Source organism: Micromonospora yasonensis (assembly GCF_026013475.1).
Lineage (GTDB): Bacteria > Actinomycetota > Actinomycetes > Mycobacteriales > Micromonosporaceae > Micromonospora > Micromonospora yasonensis.
Map to the genome: position 1 here is coordinate 13,147 of NZ_JAPDPH010000041.1, position 18,882 is coordinate 32,028.

Here is an 18,882-nt window from a genome sequence, read left to right on the forward strand (position 1 = left end):
GTGTCTTACGTGGACGGTAAATTGTGAGGCGTGGGTGGGGTGGTGAAGCGTGCGTACAAGTACCGCTTCTACCCGTCGGCTGAACAGGCCGAGCAGTTGAACCGCACCTTCGGGTGCGTGCGTCTGGTGTACAACCGGGCACTGGAAGCCCGTACCCGCGCGTGGGCGGTGGACCGCCAACGCACCACGTACGCGCAGTCGTCGGCGTGGCTGACCGAGTGGAAGCGCATCCTGGAGTTGGCGTTTCTGAACGAGGTGTCGTCGGTGCCGTTGCAGCAGACGCTGCGGCATCTGCAGGCCGGGTTCGTGGCATTCTGGGATAAGCGGGCCCGGTACCCGAGGTTCAAGTCCAAGCGCAAGTCGCGGGCGTCGGCGGAGTACACCCGCTCCGCGTTCCGCTGGCGCGACGGTCAGCTCACCTTGGCGAAGATGAACGCGCCGCTGGACATCGTGTGGTCGCGGCCTCTGCCCGAAGGTGCGGAACCGTCCACGGTCACCGTGTCCCGGGATGCCGCCGGCCGCTGGTTCGTGTCCCTGCTGGTCGAGGACCCGACCGTGAAGACGCTCCCGTCGGTCGCGGCGGAGGTTGGTGTGGACGCGGGCATCACCAGTCTGCTCACCCTGTCCCATCCCCTTGCCGGGGTGAGCGACGAGGAAGGGAAGGTGGCCAACCCGCGGTACGGGCAGACCGACCGGCGCAAGCTCGCCAAGGCCCAGCGGAACCTGGCCCGCAAACAGGACGGCTCCGCGAACCGGGCCAAGGCCCGACTCACAGTGGCCCGCATTCATGCCCGTATCGCCGACCGGCGGCGGGATCACCTGCACAAGCTGACCACCCGACTCGTCCGTGAGAACCAAACGGTCGTGATCGAAGACCTCAGCGTGCGGAACATGCTCCGCAACCGCCGCCTGGCCCGCGTCATCTCCGACGCGAGCTGGAGTCAGTTCCGCGACATGTTGGAGTACAAAGCCCAGTGGTACGGGCGCAAGGTGATCCCCATCGACCGCTGGTACCCGTCGTCCAAAACCTGCTCGACATGCCGACGGATCAACACCACCCTCACCCTCAACGAGCGCACCTGGACGTGCCCCGGCTGCGCAACCGAGCACGACCGGGACATCAACGCCGCGAAAAACATCCTCGCCGCCGGGCTGGCGGAGAGGTAAAACGCCTGCGGAGCTGATGTAAGACCCCAAGGGAAAATCCTCCCGGCAAGGCAATCGGCGATGAAACAGGAAAATCTCACGGGCAACCGTGGGAATCCCGACCCCTTCAGGACCGGGAGATGTCAACTCAACCTCTCCACGCCGGCGGCCTCGATCGCCGGCAGCCACCGGAGTTGCGCCGGGCGCGCCGGCTTCACCATGGGTGGACGGTGCCGTCCTCGAGCCGGTTGACCGGCAGGTACGCCGGCGAGTACGGGTAGCGTGCGGCCGCCTCCTCGTCGATGTCGACGCCGAGCCCGGGTACTTCCGCGGGGTGCAGATAGCCGCCCTCGAAGTGGTAGCCGTGCGGGAAGACCTCGTCGGTCTGCTCCGTGTGCCGCATGTACTCCTGCAGGCCGAAATTCGGGATCGAGATGTCGAGGTGCAGCGCGGCTGCCATGCACACCGGCGACAGGTCCGTCGCCCCGTGCGAGCCGCTGCGTACGTGGTGCAGCGCGGCCAGATCGAAGATGCGTCGCAGGTGCGTGATGCCGCCGGCGTGCACCACCGTCGTACGGATGTAGTCGATGAGCTGCTCACGGATCAGCTGGGCCGCATCCCAGACGGTGTTGAAGACCTCACCGACGGCGATCGGTGTGGTGGTGTGCTGACGGATGAGCCGGAAGCCCTCCTCTTCAGGGTGACGAAGTTGCGCCCGGGACTGGTCACGATCACTCGGGCGTCCGCGATTTTCACGGCTGCGGCTCCTCTTTGACCCGAGCGACCAGTTGGGTCGGGTTGACGTAGCGCAGCGCGACGACGAGCAGCACCAGCATCATCGACGTGTAGATGACCGCCATGGCGTCCACCGACTGCTGTGCCCGGATGCCCGCCGCGGACATCGAGTAGTAGAGGGCGACGACCAACGTCTGCGAGTCCGGACCGGCGGTCAGGAAGGTGAGTTCGAACATGCCGACGGTCCGGACGAGGACGAGGATCGCCGACGCCAGGATCCCGGGCAGGAGCAGCGGCGCCAGCACGCTGAGGAAGACCGAGCGCAGCCCCGCGCCGCACATCCGGGCGGCGCTTTCGATGCGCGGGTCGATCTGCTCGATGAAGGGCGTCATGGTGAGGATGACGAACGGGACCGACGGTACGAGGTTCGCGAGCACCACACCGGAGAGGTGCCCGGCGAGGCCGAACTTGTAGAGGACCGTCGCCAGCGGGATGCCGTAGGTGATCGGCGGCATGAGGATCGGCAGCAGGAAGACGAGATAGATGATGCGTTTGCCGGGGAAGCTGCGGCGGGCGAGGACGTACGCGGCCGGCACCCCGATCACCAGCGACAGCGCCACGACGAGCAGGGATACCTCCAGGGTGACGGTGATGACCTGGAGCAGCGCGAACTCGCTCCATGCCTGGCCGTACCACTTGGTGGTGTAACCGTCGGGCACCCAGGTGTCGAACCACCGCTGGCCGAACGAGCTGACGATGACGGATCCGATGACGCCGAGCAGGTTGACGAAGAAGAAGATGACCGCGCCCCAGACGAGCCACGCGGCGGGGCGCGCGACGATCCGCCGGCGCGGGGTTGAGCCGTCCAGCTGCTTCGTGCCGGCGGGACGGACGTCGGTGAGAGTTGCCATCAGCCCTTTCCTCCTGTCGACCCGGTGTAGAGGCGACTGCGGGCGGCGAGCACGAGGGCGATGATGACGAGCTCGACGACCCCCATGATCACGGCGATCGCCGAGGCGTACGGGTAGTCGTACTGCTCGTACGCCGCCTGGTAGGCCGCGATGGAGATGACCCGCGTCTCGCCGGCGGGATTGCCGACAAGGACGGCCGAGGGGAACACGCTGAAGGCGAGCACGAACGTCAGGCAGAACGTCGTCGCCAGCCCGGGCATCAACAGCGGCAGCGTGATGGTGCGGAAGCGCTGCCACCAGCCGGCGCCGAGGGTGGCCGCCGCCCGCTCCAGGGTCGGGTCGATTCCCGACAGGTACGAGAGCACGAGCAGGAACGCGAAGGGGAATCCGGTGATGATCAGGGAGAAGAAGACGCCCCAGTAGTTGTGGATGAGTCGGACCGGCTCGTCAGCGAGGTGCAGGGCGAGCAGTACGCGGTTGAACCATCCGGTGGGGCCGAGGAAGTTGAGCAGCCCCTGGGCGGTGAGGACCGTGCCGAGGGTGATCGGCACGACGAGCAGGATCGTGATCAGCCGCTTGCCGCGGAAGCGTCCCCGCATCCGGTAGGCGATGGGCACTGATGCCACCACGTTGAGCACAGCGGCCGGCAGGGCGATACGCAGGGTGATCCAGATTGTGTCCCGCTCGTAGGCGTCGCCGAAGAAGCGTGCGTAGTCGCTGAACGGCCCGCCCTTGGTCGGTTGGAAGGAGAGCCCGAGTCCGTAGAAGAACGGGTAGAGGAAGAGCAGCACGACGAAGAGCAACGCCGGCACGAGCAGCCACAACTGGCGGTCGATCCCGCGTTCGGCGAGGCGGTGCTGCCAGTGCGCCCGGGGGGATCGGGGCCGGCCCGCCGGCGGCGCGGTGGGTGGTGATGTCATGGGACCAGCCTTGGCTCGCGGAGTGTTCCGGGCTCCGCCGCATCGGCGAGGCCGGCGGCCGGCCGCTCCACCGAGTCGCTGGGAAAGACCAGCAGCCGTCGCGGATCGATGCTGAGCGTGACCCGGTCACCGGGGGCGATCCGTTTGTCCGTGCGTACGTGGACGCGGAGGCCGGCGTCGTTGCGGGCTTCCGCCGCCAGCTCCCGGCCCTGGTATTCGACCACCTCGATCTCTGCTGGCACGGTGTTCGTCGTGGCGTGCGGGTCGTCGACGCGGACGTCCTCCGGCCGTACCGCTGCGACAACCTGGTCACCCGCCGCGATCTGGCCGACCGGGTCGCCGACGAGCCGGAGCCCGTCGGCTTCCACGGTGATCTCTCCGGCCTGTGCCGCCTGTACCCGCATGGGCCACAGGTTGCGGTAGCCCATGAAGTCGGCGACGTGCCAGTTGGCCGGCCGGGTGTGCAGTTCCTGCGGCGAGCCGATCTGCTGCACGGCGCCGGCGCGCAGCACGACGAGTCGGTCGGCCAGTGACAGGGCCTCCTCCTGGTCGTGGGTGACGTAGACCGTCGTGAGGCCGAGCGACTGGTGCAGGCGCCGGATCTCGGTGCGCATCTCGAGGCGCAGCTTGGCGTCGAGGTTGCTCAACGGCTCGTCCATGAGGACCAGGGACGGCTCCAGGACCACGGCCCGGGCGATCGCCACCCGCTGCTGCTGGCCACCGGAGAGCTGGCCGGGCAGCTTGTCGACGTGCTCCTCGAGGCGTACGAGGCGGATGGCCTCGTCGGTGCGGCGGCGGATCTCCTGCTTCGGTAGTCGCCGCATCCGTAGTCCGAATGCGACATTGGCGCGAACGGACATGTGCGGGAAGAGCGCGTAACTCTGGAAGACCATGCCGAAGCCACGGCGTTCGGGCGGCAGGACGTCGATACGCCGCTCGTCCTGCCAGATGCTGCCCCCGGTGAGGGGCAGCAGTCCGGCAAGGCAGTTCAGGGCCGTGGACTTGCCACACCCGGAGGGACCGAGGAGGGCGATGAACTCGCCCGCCTCGATCGTCAGGTCGAGGTCGCTGAGCGCGTTCTGGCTGCCGAAGCGACGCGTCACGCCCTCCAGCCGCAACTGCGAGAAGCCTGGCTTCGGCGCGGTCATCCCTTCTTGACCTTCCCGCCACCGATCTCCCGGTCCCACCGGTCGAACGCCGCCACGAGGCTCTTCGCGTCGAGCGGAACCTCGGTCGGGTTGTTCGCGATGAGCGCCTCGTACTCCGGCCGGCCGAAGTCCCGGATGGCGTCCTGGCTCTGCTGGGGCGCGTCGGACAGGTTGACGCCCTTCACCGCCGGGCCCGGGTAGAAGTAGCCCTGGTCATACGCCTTGGCCTGCTGTTTCGGAGTGAGCATGAAGTTCAGCAGGGCCAGCACCGCGGCCTGGGTGTCGGTGGAGACGCCCTTGGGAATCACCGCGTAGTGCGCGTCGGTCACCCAGTGGAACCCGCTCAGGGAGCTGACCTTCGCCTCCTTCGGCACCGTCCCGAGCACCCGCGGGTTGATGTCCCAACCGGTCGTGGAGGCGATCACGTGCGCCGAGCCATTGGCCAGGTTCTTCATCGTCTCCGAGGTGCCGGAGGGGTAGTAGTCGACGTACTGGTTGAGCTCCTTGAGGTAGGCCCAGGTCTTGTCCCACCCGTTGATGGGGTCCTTCGGGTCCTTGTCGCCGAGGATGTAGGGCAGGCCCATCAGGAAGGTCCGTCCCGGCCCGGAGTTCGACGGGCGGGCGTACTGCACCTTCCCGGGGTGCGCCTTCGCATAGGCGAGGAGCTCGTCGGCGCTCGTCGGCGGGGTCGCCACCTTCGACGGCAGGTATTCGAGCAGGGGGCCGGACGGGTAGTAGGTGACGGTGACGCCGGCGTTGCCCGCGAGCTTCTGCATGGCGGCCGCCGGTTCGAGGTAGTCCTTCATTCCGGCCAGCCGGTCCTCGAACTTCGGCAGCACATCGATCCACAGGCCCTGGTCGATTCCGGCCGCGAGCCCGTCCACGCCGGTGAGCACCAGGCCGATGTCGACCCGGTTGGCGTTCTGCTGCGCCTTGATCTTGCCGGCCAACTCCGGCGCCGTGGCCTTGGAATAGGTCACCTTCGAAACGATGTCGGGATTCTTGCTGACGAACTCGTCGATCATTCCCTGGGTCAGCTGCAGGTTGCCGGCGACGTCGAGGATGTTCAGCGTCACCGCCTTCGCCGGCTTCTCGGGCACCTCACCGTTGCTGTCGCCGCCGGCCCCTCCGGGGCTGCTCGGCGCACCGCAGGCGGCGGTCAGGGCGAGTACGGTCGATGTTGTTGCGACAATCAGGGCACTCCGTCGGGTAAAGCCCATGAGACGTTCCCTTCGTCGAGCTGTTCGGGGGGATTTCCGTCGGCCGGGGTTTGGGGGAATCCCCGGCCGGATGGTCAGTTGGTCCGCGCGAGCCCGGTCGAGGCCCGCACGAGTAGTTGGGTGGGCAACTCCCGGCGGACCTTGCGCGCGTCCTCCGGGCGCTCAAGAATCGCGAGCAGCAGGTCAACGGCGGCCCGTCCGAGCTGCTCCTTGGTGAGCGATATCGTGGTGAGAGCCGGGGACGACATGCCCGACATGTGAATGTCGTCGATGCCCATCACGCTGATGTCCCCCGGCACGTCCAGGCCACGGTCCCGCAGGCGGCTCAACAGGCCGAGTGCCATGACGTCGTTGTAGGCGACGACCGACGTGACTCCGGAGGCGACGACGAGGTCCGCCGCGGCGACCCCGCCCTCGAAATATGGCGGGAAGTGGCCCGCGACAACGAGTTCCATGCCTGCGGCCGCGGTGGCGGCGCGCAATCCCCGGACCCGGTCACGGGTCGACCAGGAGGTGCGCGGTCCACCCACCCAGGCCACCCGTTGGTGGCCGAGGGCCCGCAGATGCGCGACCGCCTGCCGCATGCCGTCCGTGTTGTCGAAGAAGACGGATGGGACGTTGCGGATCCGCCGGTTGGCCATGACGAGCGGGGTGCTCTCCGCAAGCGCCCGGATCTCCTCCTCGGGTGCGCGCGGCGAGCAGAGGATGAGCCCGTCGACCTGCTTGGCCAGGATCCGCACCAGCCCCGCCTCGGCTGACGGGTCCTCGTCGGTGTCGGAGAGGAAGACGGCATAGTCCGCCTCCCGCGCCTTGGCCTGCACACCCTTCACCACGCTCGGGAAGAAGGGGTTCGCGAGGTCCGGCACGATCAGGCCGAGATTCCCCGTACGGCCGGTGATGAGACCCCTGGCGGCCCGGTTGGGCGCGTAACCCAGCCGCTGGGCCGCGCGGACCACACGCTCGCGAGTCGCCGCGTTGACGATCTCGGGGTTCGACAGCGCCCGGGACACGGTGGACGGTGAGACGCCGGCCTCGCGCGCCACTTCCCGGATTGTTGCTCGCACCGTCCACCTCCTGGCCGACTGTCGCCCACAACTCTGAAACCGTTTGCGGTCAGCTGTCAATACTCCGTTGCCAGAAGGTTTCCGGGAGGTTGCCCACCAGCCTCTCTTGTCGCGGCCAGCCGATGATGCAATCCTTTGCAGGATTTGCTGTCACCGAGACCCAAGGAGATCGTGTGGCCCCGCTACGTCTGCATCCGGACCGAGCCCTTCCCGCAGGCGACGAGATCCGCACGGTCGCCCGCCGGATCTACCAAGCCACGCGCGGCCTGCCGTTGGTGTGCATGCACGGGCACGTCGACGCGGCGGTCTTCGCCGACGACGAACGGTTCTCCGACCCCGCGCACCTGCTGGTCGTGCCCGACCATTACGTCACGCGAATGCTGGTGTCGCAGGGCGTCTCCCTCGATCAACTCGGCGTCCCCCGCCTCGACGGGGGCAAGGTAGAGACCGACCCCCGGGCGATCTGGCGGATCTTCTGCGCCCACTGGCACCTGTTCCGGGGCACGCCCAGCCGCTACTGGCTGGAGCACGAACTGGCCGAGGTGCTCAAGCTCGACGTCGCCCCCGGCCCCGGCACCGCCGACGAGCTCTACGACCTCATCGACGCCCGGCTTTCGGAGCCCGGCCTTCGACCCCGCGCTCTGCTCGATGCGTTCAACATCGAGCGGATCTCCACCACCGATTCCGCCACCTCAACGCTGCGGGACCACGCGGCGCTGCGGACCGCCGGGTTCGGTGACCGGGTCATCCCGACCTTCCGCCCAGACGCGTTGACCCACGTCGGGCACGCCGGTTGGGCCCGCCAGGTCGCCCGCCTCCAGACCCTCACCGGGATCGACACCGACAACTACGAGGGATTCCTCGCAGCTCTGCGCAGTCGGCGGGAGGCGTTCGTGGCGGCCGGTGCGCGCGCCACCGATCACGGACACCTCACCGCCGCCGCCGAGCCGTTGAGCGTCGAAGAGGCCACGCGCATCTACGCCGATGCGTCCAACGGCGGCGTGAGCACCGAGGCGGCGCAAGCCTTCGCCGGCCACATGCTCTTCGAAATGGCGCGGATGTCGTGCGACGACGGATTGGTCATGCAGATCCATCCCGGCGTGCTACGCGACCACGATCCGGCGATACACGCGTCCTTCGGCTCCGACCGCGGCTTCGACATCCCGATCGCCGCCGAGTTCACCCGCGCCCTCCAGCCGATGCTCACCGCCTTCGGCCGCGACCCGCACTTCCGGGTCGTGCTCTTCACCGTCGACGAAACCGTCTACTCCCGCGAACTCGCCCCGCTCGCCGGTGTCTACCCCTCCGTACGCCTCGGCGCGCCATGGTGGTTCCTCGACAGCCCCGACGGCATGCGCCGCTTCCGCGAGCTGGTGACCGAGACCGCCGGCTTCTACAACACGTCCGGCTTTGTCGACGACACTCGGGCCTTTCTGTCGATCCCGGCCCGACACGACCTGGCCCGGCGCATCGACGCCGGCTACCTGGCCCGCCTCGTCGTCGAACACCGACTGCCCGAGGACGAGGCCGTCGAAACAGCGATAGACCTGGCCTATCGCCTCCCGGTCGAGGCGTACGCCCGCCGGTAGGCGCAGCCGGCGGGAACTGACGAGTCTGGCCCATACCGGTAGGGAGCCGGCCCTTCGTGGCTCGGCCCGTACCGGCGTGCCCGTTGGCCGGCCGAACGAAGCATGCGACACGTTAAAGCGGCGTATGAAAAATGTTTCAGAGTTGTGAAGCATTGACTCCCGTGCCGGCCGTCTGGTGTCGTCGTTCTCGGCCGCAAAGGATTTCATCTCCGCCACCCGCACGAGGCCCCAGGGGAGATCGCCATGTCGTCCACCAGCGCACAACCCGCCATCAGTCGACGGGGACTCCTCGGGTTGGGGGCGGCGGCCACCGCCGCCACCACGCTGACCGTCGCCGCCCGCCCGGCCCTCGCGGCAGAGGCGGGGGCCGTCGGGCAACCGAGGGATGCCTCGGCCGACCTGTTGGCGCAGTGGCGGGAGGCGCCCGGCTCCCACCCCCTGGTGCCGGACGTGTCCCGCGCCGGCTACCGGCTCGGCGACAAGCCGCCGACGCCTCCCGTCGTCGCGAAGGTCACCGATTTCGGCGCCCGCACCGACGGGACGGACAGCACGGCCGCGTTCAATGCCGCACTCGGCTGGGCGGGCCAGCACGGTGGGGGCGTCGTTCTGGTACCACCGGGGACGTACACCCTGTCGGGGCCGGTCTGGATGCACTGGTCCAAGGTCGTGCTCCGCGGCGCCAGTCGGGACTCCACGGTGCTGCACTTCACGCGCACCCTCGATGACGGCTACCGGCCGAACCGTCAGTCCAACGGGAACAGCCGCTGGTCCTGGACGGGTGGACAGGTCTGGTTCGTCTCGCCCGAGCGGCGCGCACAGTCCGAGGCCGAGGACTACGCCGGGTCCGAGGGGTGGCTGCTCGGCGACGTGCTCGCCGAGGTCGGCGCGGCGTCGCGCGGCCAGCGGACGCTTGTCGTGTCCGACACCAGCCGGCTGGCCGCCGGGGAGATGGTCGTCCTGGAGTGCCAGAACCCCTCGGACGCCAGCCTGCTGAAGCACCTGGCCGGCGACGTACCCGGCACCCGAACGTACGATTGGCCGCGCCGGGCGCCACAGCTCGTGACGGGATCCGGTGGCCAGTACGTGCAGTACGCGACGCTGCAGTGGCCGGTGCGGGTCGAGGCGGTGCTCAACAACCGTGTGATCAGGCTGTCCCAACCGCTCAAGTACGATCTGCGGCCCGACTGGCCCGCACGACTGCGCGACATCGGCCCCACCGTCTCCGACGCGGGCGTCGAGCAGCTCACCATCCGCAACGAGTTGGTTCCCCAGACGGCGCACAACAGGCATCCGGGCTCGAACGGCGTGTGCTTCCAGGCCGTGCACGACTGCTGGGCGCGTGACGTACGAGTCGAGAACTGCGACCTCGGCTTCGGACTCACGACAGCCAAGTCGGTCACCCTCACCGCGGTTGCCGTCGGTGGCCGGGCCGCCCATCACAGCTTCGCCTGCCGGATGCAATCCAACGACAACCTGGTGGAGAACTTCGAGATCGAGCGGTTCAGCGTCCCGGTTCCGTCCGGCGCCGTCCATCACGGCCTCAACCTGGAGGGCCTCTCCTCCGGGAATGTCTACCGCCGCGGCCAGATGTCGGAGGGCACGTTCGACACCCACCGCGCCCTGCCGTTCGAGAACGCACGGACGGCCATCACCATCGAGAACAACGGATCGGTGGGCGGTTCGGCCGCGTCGGGTCCCCTGTTCGGAGCCCGGATGGCGCACTGGAACGTCAGGATCACGAACGCCCGCTCGTACGCGATCACGATCGCCGATGTCGCACCGCGCAGCGCGACCGTCGGCGTTCAGGGCGTCGAGGGCACCGGCGGCGGCCTGTCCCGGGACTTCTCCGGCGACCTCGAATCACTGCTCGTCGATCACGGATCGGCGCCGTCCGTCGACGACCTCTACGCCGCGCAACGCGCACCGCGCTAGGTCACTCACCGACACCGCGCCGGTCGGCCACACGTCATCGACCGTCCCGACGCGCCGAGCACCGGGCGATTCATCAGCTTCGATCACCACTCCCCCACCAGCAGGTCAACATCTCAGCTCCCAGAGCGAGGAGAGCACCAATGACGACGGAACACACCAGGCGCCATTTCCTCCGGTTGGCCGGCGCGGCGGGCGTCGCCGTGGCCTTCACCCCGGTTTTCGCCGGTCCGGCGGCGGCCGACCCCCTGCCGGCCGGCTACCCGTGGGCCCGGGCGGAATACATCAATGCCAAGGTACGCCGTCCGCACTTCCCCAACCGCTGGTACGACATCCAGGACTTCGGCGCGGTCGGTGACGGCGCCACGAGCTGCACCGAGGCGTTCAAGCGAGCCATCCAGGAGTGCCACTCAGCCGGCGGCGGCCACGTCGTCGTACCGGCCGGCCGGTGGCTGACGGGCCCGATTCACCTGCTCAGCAACGTCGACCTGCACGTCACCGCCGCCGCGGTGGTGCTGTTCAGCCAGACGCCCGCCGACTACCTGCCCGCCGTGCTGACCCGGTTCGAGGGGGTCGAGCTCTACAACTACTCCCCGCTGATCTACGCGTACGGACAGGAGAACATCGGCGTCACCGGTGCCGGCGTGCTGGACGGCCAGGCCGACAACGCGCACTGGTGGCCGTGGAAGGGCAAGGCCGAATACGGCTGGAAGAAGGGCGACCCCAAGCAGGACGCGGCCCGCAACCGGCTGTTCGCCATGGCCGAGCAGGGCGTGCCGGTCGAGCAGCGGGTGTTCGGCGAGGGCGACTGCCTGCGCTCCTCCTTCATCGAGCCGTACCGTTGCCGCAACGTGATCATCGAGGGCGTGACGATCCTCCGCTCGCCGATGTGGGAAATCCACCCGACGCTGTCGGAAAACGTGCTCGTCCAGAACGTCACCGTCAACTCGCACGGGCCGAACAACGACGGCTGCGACCCGGAGAGCAGCCGCATGGTCGTGATCCGCGACTGCACGTTCGACACCGGCGACGACTGCATCGCGATCAAGGCTGGCCGCAACGCGGACGGGCGTCGGGTTGCCACCCCGAGCGAGGACATCCTCATCGAGGGCTGCCTGATGCGCGACGGCCACGGTGGTGTGACGATCGGCAGCGAGATGTCCGGTGGCGTGCGCAACGTGTTCGTCCGCGACTGCGAGATGTCCAGCCCCAACCTCGACATCGCCCTGCGGTTCAAGACCAACTCGGTCCGGGGCGGCTTCATCACCGGCTTCTACGCCCGCGACATCACCATCGGCGAGGTCGCCGGCGCCGTGATCGACGTGAACTTCTTCTACGAGGAAGGACCTGGCTACGGCTTCAACCCGGTCGTAGGTGCCATCGACGTACGCAACCTCACGGTCCGCTCGGCCGCTCGGGGCCTCAACCTCCGAGGCTACGCCGACGACCACATCAACGGGGTGACCCTCACCGACGTCGACTTCGGCACCACCAGCAAGCCCGATGTCGTGGAATACGTCGACAACCTCGTGCTGCGCAACGTCATCGAGAACGGTGCGCCACTCGTCCTGAACTCCGTCTCGGCCTGAGCCGGCCGCCCGGATCGCGGCTGGCTGAATCGACGTTACGCAAGGAGCCGAAAGTGAACCGCGGCACGCGTGCCGTGCCGGTCGGGTGACCGCGGCCATGATTGTCGGCCTGCCCAGCCCGAGTTCAGCCATCGGGGCGTACGGCCCGGCCAGCCACGACCGGGACCTACGTCCGCTCGACCGGAAGGTCGTCGCGTCCCGGCCGGGCCGCGCCCGCCATCGGAGATCGGTGAGGAAGGTGTGGAGATGAAACGCCATGGTAGAAGTAGGGGCCGCATCATCATGCTGATGTCGGCCTTGCTCGGGTTCGTTCTTTCAAGTCCTCCGGCGGCGGCCACAGCTGCGTCTGGCGCGCCTGACAACGGTGCTGGTGCTCAGTGGGGAGCGCCCGGATGGGGGCAGGTGCCGCAGATTGAAAAGTCGATCACGGTGCCCACATTCCCGGACCGCGATTACACCGTGACCGAGTTCGGGGCAGTAGGTGACGGAACAACCGACGCGAGGCCGGCCATTACGGCCGCCATCCACGCAGCGAACAGCGCAGGCGGCGGCCGCGTCACACTCCCGGCGGGGACCTGGTTCAGCAAAGGTCCGATACACCTGATGAGCAATGTCGACCTGCACGTCTCCGACGGCGCGACGCTGCGGTTCAGCCAGGACGCCACTGACTACCTTCCTCAGGTGCTGACTCGTTGGGAAGGCACCGACCTCTACAACTATTCCCCGATGATCTACGCCTTCCGAACGACGAACGTCGCGGTTACCGGCGGCGGTGTCATTGACGGGAATACCGAGCCCTCTGACACGGAGGGATTTGGGACGTTCAGGCCCAAGCAGGGTCCCGCGCAGTCGCGACTTCGCATGATGGGCACCACCGGCGTGCCTGTTGAGGAGAGGGTGTTCGGTAACGGGGACTACCTTCGGCCGAGCATGATTCAGTTCTATGAATCAGAGAACGTGCTACTGGAGGGCTTTACCGCCGTCGACTCCCCGTTCTGGGTAAACCACTTCGTCTACACGCGTAACGCCACACTCCGCAATGTGACGGTCGACAGCAAGTCCTTGAACAATGACGGCGTGGACGTGGACTCCAGCACCAACGTGATGATCGAAGGCAATACTTTCATCACCGGCGACGACAGCGTGGTGGTGAAATCGGGCCGTGACCAAGATGGCTGGCGGGTTGGACGACCGAGCGAAAACATCATCATCCGGGGCAACGACATGCGAGGCCACAACGGTTTGACGATCGGGAGCGAGATGTCCGGTGGGGTGCGGAATGTTTTCATGGAGAACAACGTCCTCGGCGACGTGAGGTCCGCGCTCTACTTCAAGTCGAACACGGACCGAGGCGGCGCCATCGAAGACATCTGGGCGCGCAACATCACGGTCGGCGACGCCGACACAGTCCTTGACTTTGACACCAACTACAAGAACGAGGGCAGCGGCAGGTACCCGTCGCTGTACCGGAACTTCAACGTCGAGAACGTGACAGCCGAAAGGGCCGGGACAGGAATCCGCGCTGTTGGAATCGCGGCTCAGCCAATCCGGGATGTTCTGGTGAGGAACGTGACCATCAATGAGGTTGAAGATCCGCTCATCATCGAAAATGTGGACGACATCAACCTCAAGAACGTGTGGATGAACGGCGAACGATGCTAAAAGTGGTCGGAAGGGACGGAGTGAGCCGAGATGCCAAGTGAGGGCACGAGAGGGATCGCACGACGAAGCCTCCTGCTGGGAGCGGGTGCCACTGCCTCCGCAGTCGCGCTGGGACAACCCACCGCCTCAGCATCCGAGCGGCCCGCGCAGGCGCCAAATCCAGGTCAGTCGGGCAGGATTCTCAACGCGTACTACCTGGCTGCCAACGCCTACACGATCGTGCCGCGCCGAGTTCGCGAGGACATGACGTGGATGGCCAGCATCGGGACCAACGCGGTCTCCATCAGTGTGTTGGAGCAGGATTTTGACAGCGCCAACTACAACATACAAATCACGGTCGAGGAGGCGTTGAGAGCCGGCATAACCCCTTATGCCATTCCTTCGCGTTGGGGAAGTCTGGTGGCCGGCGCACCCAGCGTGCCCAGCAATTTCACCGAGAGTCACTCGGAGACCTGGCTGCTGGACGACGACGGCACTCCCTATACCAACAGCAGAGGCCATCGAAGCGACCCGACCCACCCGAAGACGATTCAGTTCTTCAAGGAGCGCACCGAGAGGCTGCTGACCCAGTGGCCCTTCGAGGGCATAATCTGGGATGAGCCGAAGGAGGACAACACCTACGACCTGTTTCGGCAAGCCAGCGAGCACGCCAAGGCGATCAAGCCTGATGTGACGATCTCGCTCTTCCTTGACCTCTCGGCCTACAAGGGAGCATCCAGGGAGGACGCGGCCGAACAGTTCGCCCGAATCGAAGCCATTGACTATTTCGGCTGCGACGGCAGCCCATGGGGGACGGACGACCCGGGTGACCAGAAGAAGGTTCTACTCGGCGGCGACGGGGAACGCTTCATCGCGATGGCCAGAAGGAACGGCAAAGGTAGCTTCCTCCTGGCGGAGACGTATGCCCTGCGCAAGTCGGTCTACCCGCTCGTCGACCGACGCCTTCCAGAAGTTGTCGACCTGGCCTCCGACTGTTTGAGTTACTACTACTACCCTCGAGACAACGAGGACCCGGAGCAGCTCATGCAGATCACTCGCAAGCATGTGAGGGGCTACGCCGGCTGACGCACCAGCGGAGCCCGGTTGTCAGGCTCTCACCGGGACACACAGTTGCCGCCCAGCTGGCCAGCCGGCGCAGGGCGTCCTGGGCCGGCGTACCGGGCTCGGCGCTGTAGGCCGTCATAGTCAGCCCGTGGTCGGCCCGCGATACGCGGGCCGACCACACCCGTCACTGATGCCGCAAGTGGGGCATTGGCTTTGTCACTCCGTTCAGTGATTGCTCGGCCCCGGCAACCGGGGTCACCATTCGGTTCATTGTTCGGGTCAGTTGCTCGCTGCCTTCGTTCAGGTGCCCGGCGGCGGACTGGAGATGCGAGATCATCATCTCGCCGAAGATCCGCAACGCTTCCTGGGCGGCTGTCGTGTCGTTGAAGGCGTCGCCGGTGTTGTGCCGATCGTGCACCGCTTGCTCGGCCTCCTGGCGGGCGTTCTCTACCGCGGCCTGCACGTAGGACTCGTACTGCACGCGGGCGTACTCGGCGACTCGGCTGGCGTAGTCGTGGGCCTGGGCGATGATCTGCTCGGCTTCCCGCTGCGCTGCGGACAGCATGTTGACCTGCTCGGCTACCGGTTGGTTTGCCGCCCTGTCACTGCTCGGAAGGACCCCGTGCCGGTGCAGCTCAAGGTGATCATTGAGCCGCGCGTTTTCCGCCTGGAGGTCCGCCATCTGCGTGGCGAGACGGTCCAGTTCGTCGGCTACCTGGATTCGGAACCGGTCGACATCCGTCGGCTCGTACCCGCGACGGGTGAACGAGGCGGCGTCGAACTGCCAGCGGCGCACCCGGTTGGCGGTCATGCGGACCGGGGGGCTCAGGGCCACCTGTCCGCCGTCGTACCTGCTGATCGACGTCACGCTCACCGGACACCTCCGGAATTGTCAGGGGTGGTGCTTGCTCGCCAGGTCGGCCCGTACCAGTGCCCGCCGAACCCTTCGTGGTGTAGTTGGCCGGCGTGGTAGCCCGCCTGGGTCAACGACGCCACCGACTGGGCCACCATCTGGTCGGAGCCGCAGACGTACACGTGCCGGGACCGCCAGTCCCCGTCGGCCAACGCACGGTCCACCGGGTGCACCAGGTCGCCGGGCCGCTGGAAGTCCAGACTCACGACGTGGTTCACGGTCAGCCACGGCCAGGACGAGGCCAACTTGTCAATCGCGTCGGTGTCGTAGAACTCGAGGCGGGTCCGCGCCCCCACATACAGGGCGACCTGTCGCCGGGAGTCTTCTGCCGCGACCTGCTCGAGCAGTGCCTTCATCGGCGCCCACCCGGTGCCGCCGGCCAGGATCAGCAGGTCGCTGGAGCCGGCCGGCCGCAGGGTGAGCCGGTCACCCACGGGGGCGGCCAGATAGATGCAGTCCCCGGCCGCGCAGCCGTACACCAGCCGGGAGGAGACGGCACCGCCGGGCGTTACCCGCACGTGCAGCTCGATGGTGCCGTCGCGGCGGGGGGCGTTAGCCGGCGAGTAGTACCGCCAGGCCCGCACCGCCGGGTGGGCCACGCCGATGGATTGGCCGGGCGTGAACCTCAACAGGTAATCGGGCCGCACCGTCAGCACCGCCACGTCGAACGTCCGCTGCTCGTGGCTGATGACCTCCGCCTCCCACCACGGGGGGTCGACCGCCTCGGCCTTCTCCGCAGCCTCGATCATGACCTGCGCGATCAGCTCGTAGGCGTCGGCCCAGTCCTTGGCGAGTTCGTCGGTCCACGCATCCCGCAGGAAGTGCCGCAGCGTCGCGAGCAGCGCCTGACCGACTGCCGGGTAGTGCTCGGCGCGCACCGCGTACTTGCGGTGGTCCGCGCCGAGCTGCTGCAGGAACTCGGCGAGCCGGTCGAGCTGGTCCACGTGGGAGACGATGTGCCCCAACGCGGACACCAGCTTGTCCCGCTGGCCGGCCATGTTCGTCGGGAACATCCGCCGGGTCTCGGGATATGCCAGGAAGAGGGTGGAATAGAAGTAGATCGGCACCTGCTCGCCGTGCGCGGCGACCTGGGACCAGCTTTCCTTCAACCGTGCGGCGTCCATGCTCAGACGCCCTGCGGCATGGCGGACGTCACCACCTGGTCCGGCACGTTCGCCAGGACGTCCCGAGCTGTCTTCCCGGAGGCGGCGCCACCGATTCGCTCGTAGTGGGAACGGCGGGTGTCTTCCGTAACCGTCACGGTCATTCCTCCAAGTGCAAGGGTTCCCGCGCGTCGACGCGGAGGGGCTCAGGCCTATCGGTGCGATGTCGGCAATCCACACCCCATCGGCACCTAACAGGCCGTGTCGGACCATAGCCGGTCGCCGCCGGCCCCGCTCACCCGGCTACGAGCAGGACGGGACAGGTTGTCAGGCGCGAGGACGCACTTCCAGCTCTCGCAGCGAGGCGTCAGCGAGCAGGACCTGACCAACGGCCCGCCATCGTCGTGACCAGCGCCGCAATGGCAGACGGCGGCGGCCACGCCGGCTGATGGCGTGGCCGCCGATTCAGGCGATGTGGGGGGCTACTTCCGGGAGGCGACGACCACGATGGCGAGGACCCAACCGACGAACAGCCCGTAGACGCCACCACCGGCTGCCCAGCCGAAGGCACCACGCAGGCTGGCATCCAGCTGGAGGAACGCGGTCAGGAGGCCAGCGGACGCCGCGGCGAAGACGTAGGCCCCCCAGCTTGAGAAGAACAGCCTCGCGCTGCGCGATGATCCTGCCGCGACCATGACGGACACGAAGACGCCGGTCAGCACGATGAGCAGAATTGCCTTGATGTCGTTGGCGAGGATGGTCCGCACTGACTCATCCGAGCTGAACGACCAGGTCGGCCATGCCAACTGCTTCAGAAAAAATCCCCACGCGTCGTTCGAGGTGTGGTTCTTCGCCCAGTCGGTGTAGGCCGGGTTACCGAATGCGATCACCAGGATCAGGGCGGCGAGCACCGCCGTGCCCGTCACGGTGCGGACCCGCCCGGCTGTAGTAGTAGCCATACGGACAGTGTGCGGCGTGAGTCCGGCGCGAGGCAATCCACGAGGGTAAATGGCCGCCCGCGTCAGCGGCGGCGCGGGCCTGCTCCACCAACTGGCCCCAGGCCTGCGCCGACAACCTCCGCCGGTCGTTCCGGTCCCTTCTTCGCCAGCCCGGCAGCATCCGAGGCGGTCGCCGCCTCCTGGAACGTCAGGTGCTGCCCCTTGACCAAGAGTTGCACCTTCGCCTTATCGCGCCGCCTCTCCTGATCGACGTACAGAAGTCACTGCCTTAGAGGCGGAGTGGCCCGTGGGGCTGGATGCCGGCCAGGTCCGCACCGCTACTGTCGGAGCGCCCGGGCGATCAGCCTGCCGATGACCAGGTACACCAGCGCGGCGAGCCCGTAGTTGAGAACGAGCCCAATTTTGGCGTCGTTCGGCGTAAATACGTCACCGAACCCTAGTACGAACACTTTGGCCAGCACGTACACGAATTGCACAAAGCCGTTGTCTTGGTTGGCCTTGGCCAACGAAAAGAACACGTGCAACGCGAAGATGAAAGCCACACTTCCGGTCACGCCGACGACGACGCGGGCGGCGATGGTAGCGGCATCCGTCTGGCCCCGTTGTCGTGGCACTGCCGGGGTCGCGTAGGGCGCCGGTGGGTAAGCAGGCGGGGCATACGGCGTCGGAGGCGGTGGATAGTGCGCCGCAGGCGGCGCGTACGGCGTCGTGGATTGGGGGTAGTGCGCGGCGGGCGGAGTGTAGGGCGTCGAGCCATGGCCGTGGTCCACGTCCACGTCCACGTAGGCGATCCGCTGAGTGGGTGGGGTGTGGGGTGCGGCGGGTCTGGTGTGGAACCGGTCTTGTTGGTCGTCGGGGTCGTAATTGCGGTACGACATGGGTGAGCAGTCTAGTGTCGCTCCACCTTGGGCAAAACCTCTCTTTCCGAATTATCGCATCTCTCTACATCT

16 protein-coding genes and 1 pseudogene are annotated in these 18,882 nt (G+C 67.2%); 6 read left to right on the top strand and 11 right to left on the bottom strand.

Annotation, left to right across the window (positions count from 1 at the left end):
• The first annotated feature begins 42 nt into the window (after window positions 1-42).
• Entirely contained in the window at window positions 43-1,167 is a 1,125-nt protein-coding gene (locus ONA70_RS11635) for an RNA-guided endonuclease InsQ/TnpB family protein (RefSeq protein ID WP_265006396.1), read from the top strand.
• Window positions 1,168-1,360: 193 nt separating this feature from the next.
• Here ONA70_RS11635 and ONA70_RS11640 read toward each other — a convergent pair.
• From ONA70_RS11640 to ONA70_RS11665, 6 genes and pseudogenes are all read right to left on the bottom strand, one after another.
• Window positions 1,361-1,840: pseudogene (locus ONA70_RS11640) on the bottom strand (enolase C-terminal domain-like protein); the annotation flags it as partial.
• Between the two features lie 58 nt (window positions 1,841-1,898).
• The gene (locus ONA70_RS11645; RefSeq protein WP_265006397.1) at window positions 1,899-2,792 is read right to left on the bottom strand and encodes an ABC transporter permease; all 894 of its coding nucleotides are present in this window, start codon (window positions 2,790-2,792) and stop codon (window positions 1,899-1,901) included.
• Window positions 2,792-3,712 carry an ABC transporter permease gene (locus ONA70_RS11650; RefSeq protein ID WP_265006398.1) on the bottom strand — a complete coding sequence of 307 codons (921 nt, stop codon included), beginning with the start codon at window positions 3,710-3,712 and terminating at the stop codon, window positions 2,792-2,794. The genes ONA70_RS11645 and ONA70_RS11650 overlap by 1 nt, the downstream gene beginning before the upstream one ends.
• On the bottom strand, window positions 3,709-4,860 hold the full coding sequence (locus tag ONA70_RS11655) for an ABC transporter ATP-binding protein (protein ID WP_265006399.1): 1,152 nt from the start codon (window positions 4,858-4,860) through the stop codon (window positions 3,709-3,711). The genes ONA70_RS11650 and ONA70_RS11655 overlap by 4 nt, the downstream gene beginning before the upstream one ends.
• Entirely contained in the window at window positions 4,857-5,960 is a 1,104-nt protein-coding gene (locus ONA70_RS11660; RefSeq protein ID WP_265006400.1) for an ABC transporter substrate-binding protein, read from the bottom strand. Before ONA70_RS11660 ends, ONA70_RS11655 begins: the two co-directional genes overlap by 4 nt.
• A 194-nt stretch (window positions 5,961-6,154) precedes the next feature.
• Entirely contained in the window at window positions 6,155-7,144 is a 990-nt protein-coding gene (locus ONA70_RS11665) for a LacI family DNA-binding transcriptional regulator (protein WP_265006401.1), read from the bottom strand.
• A gap of 173 nt (window positions 7,145-7,317) precedes the next feature.
• On the opposite strand from ONA70_RS11665, the gene uxaC reads away from it, so the two are divergent.
• From uxaC to ONA70_RS11690, 5 genes are all read left to right on the top strand, one after another.
• Window positions 7,318-8,733, top strand: a complete 1,416-nt coding sequence (gene uxaC / locus ONA70_RS11670) for a glucuronate isomerase (protein WP_265006402.1) — start codon at window positions 7,318-7,320, stop codon at window positions 8,731-8,733.
• A 243-nt stretch (window positions 8,734-8,976) separates the two neighbouring features.
• Window positions 8,977-10,665, top strand: coding sequence for a glycoside hydrolase family 55 protein (locus ONA70_RS11675; RefSeq protein ID WP_265006403.1), 1,689 nt, complete (start codon window positions 8,977-8,979; stop codon window positions 10,663-10,665).
• Between the two features lie 140 nt (window positions 10,666-10,805).
• A complete protein-coding gene (locus ONA70_RS11680; protein ID WP_265006404.1) occupies window positions 10,806-12,251 on the top strand; it encodes a glycoside hydrolase family 28 protein in 1,446 nt (481 codons plus the stop codon).
• 288 nt (window positions 12,252-12,539) lie between these two features.
• Window positions 12,540-13,913 carry a glycoside hydrolase family 28 protein gene (locus tag ONA70_RS11685; protein ID WP_265006405.1) on the top strand — a complete coding sequence of 458 codons (1,374 nt, stop codon included), beginning with the start codon at window positions 12,540-12,542 and terminating at the stop codon, window positions 13,911-13,913.
• A gap of 30 nt (window positions 13,914-13,943) precedes the next feature.
• On the top strand, window positions 13,944-14,978 hold the full coding sequence (locus ONA70_RS11690) for a hypothetical protein (protein WP_265006406.1): 1,035 nt from the start codon (window positions 13,944-13,946) through the stop codon (window positions 14,976-14,978).
• A gap of 163 nt (window positions 14,979-15,141) precedes the next feature.
• On the opposite strand, the gene ONA70_RS11695 is transcribed toward ONA70_RS11690, so the two are convergent.
• The 5 genes from ONA70_RS11695 to ONA70_RS11715 all read right to left on the bottom strand — a co-directional run bounded on the left by ONA70_RS11695 (window position 15,142) and on the right by ONA70_RS11715 (window position 18,810).
• Window positions 15,142-15,831 carry a DivIVA domain-containing protein gene (locus ONA70_RS11695; RefSeq protein ID WP_265006407.1) on the bottom strand — a complete coding sequence of 230 codons (690 nt, stop codon included), beginning with the start codon at window positions 15,829-15,831 and terminating at the stop codon, window positions 15,142-15,144.
• On the bottom strand, window positions 15,828-16,994 hold the full coding sequence (locus ONA70_RS11700) for a globin domain-containing protein (protein ID WP_265006408.1): 1,167 nt from the start codon (window positions 16,992-16,994) through the stop codon (window positions 15,828-15,830). Before ONA70_RS11700 ends, ONA70_RS11695 begins: the two co-directional genes overlap by 4 nt.
• 2 nt (window positions 16,995-16,996) lie before the next feature.
• Window positions 16,997-17,131: a hypothetical protein gene (locus ONA70_RS11705; protein ID WP_265006409.1), complete on the bottom strand. Its 135-nt coding sequence runs from the start codon at window positions 17,129-17,131 to the stop codon at window positions 16,997-16,999.
• A gap of 324 nt (window positions 17,132-17,455) precedes the next feature.
• Window positions 17,456-17,899: a hypothetical protein gene (locus ONA70_RS11710; protein ID WP_265006410.1), complete on the bottom strand. Its 444-nt coding sequence runs from the start codon at window positions 17,897-17,899 to the stop codon at window positions 17,456-17,458.
• A 350-nt stretch (window positions 17,900-18,249) separates the two neighbouring features.
• Complete coding sequence (locus ONA70_RS11715; RefSeq protein ID WP_265006411.1) at window positions 18,250-18,810, bottom strand: hypothetical protein; 561 nt, start codon at window positions 18,808-18,810, stop codon at window positions 18,250-18,252.
• Between the last annotated feature and the right edge of the window lie 72 nt (window positions 18,811-18,882).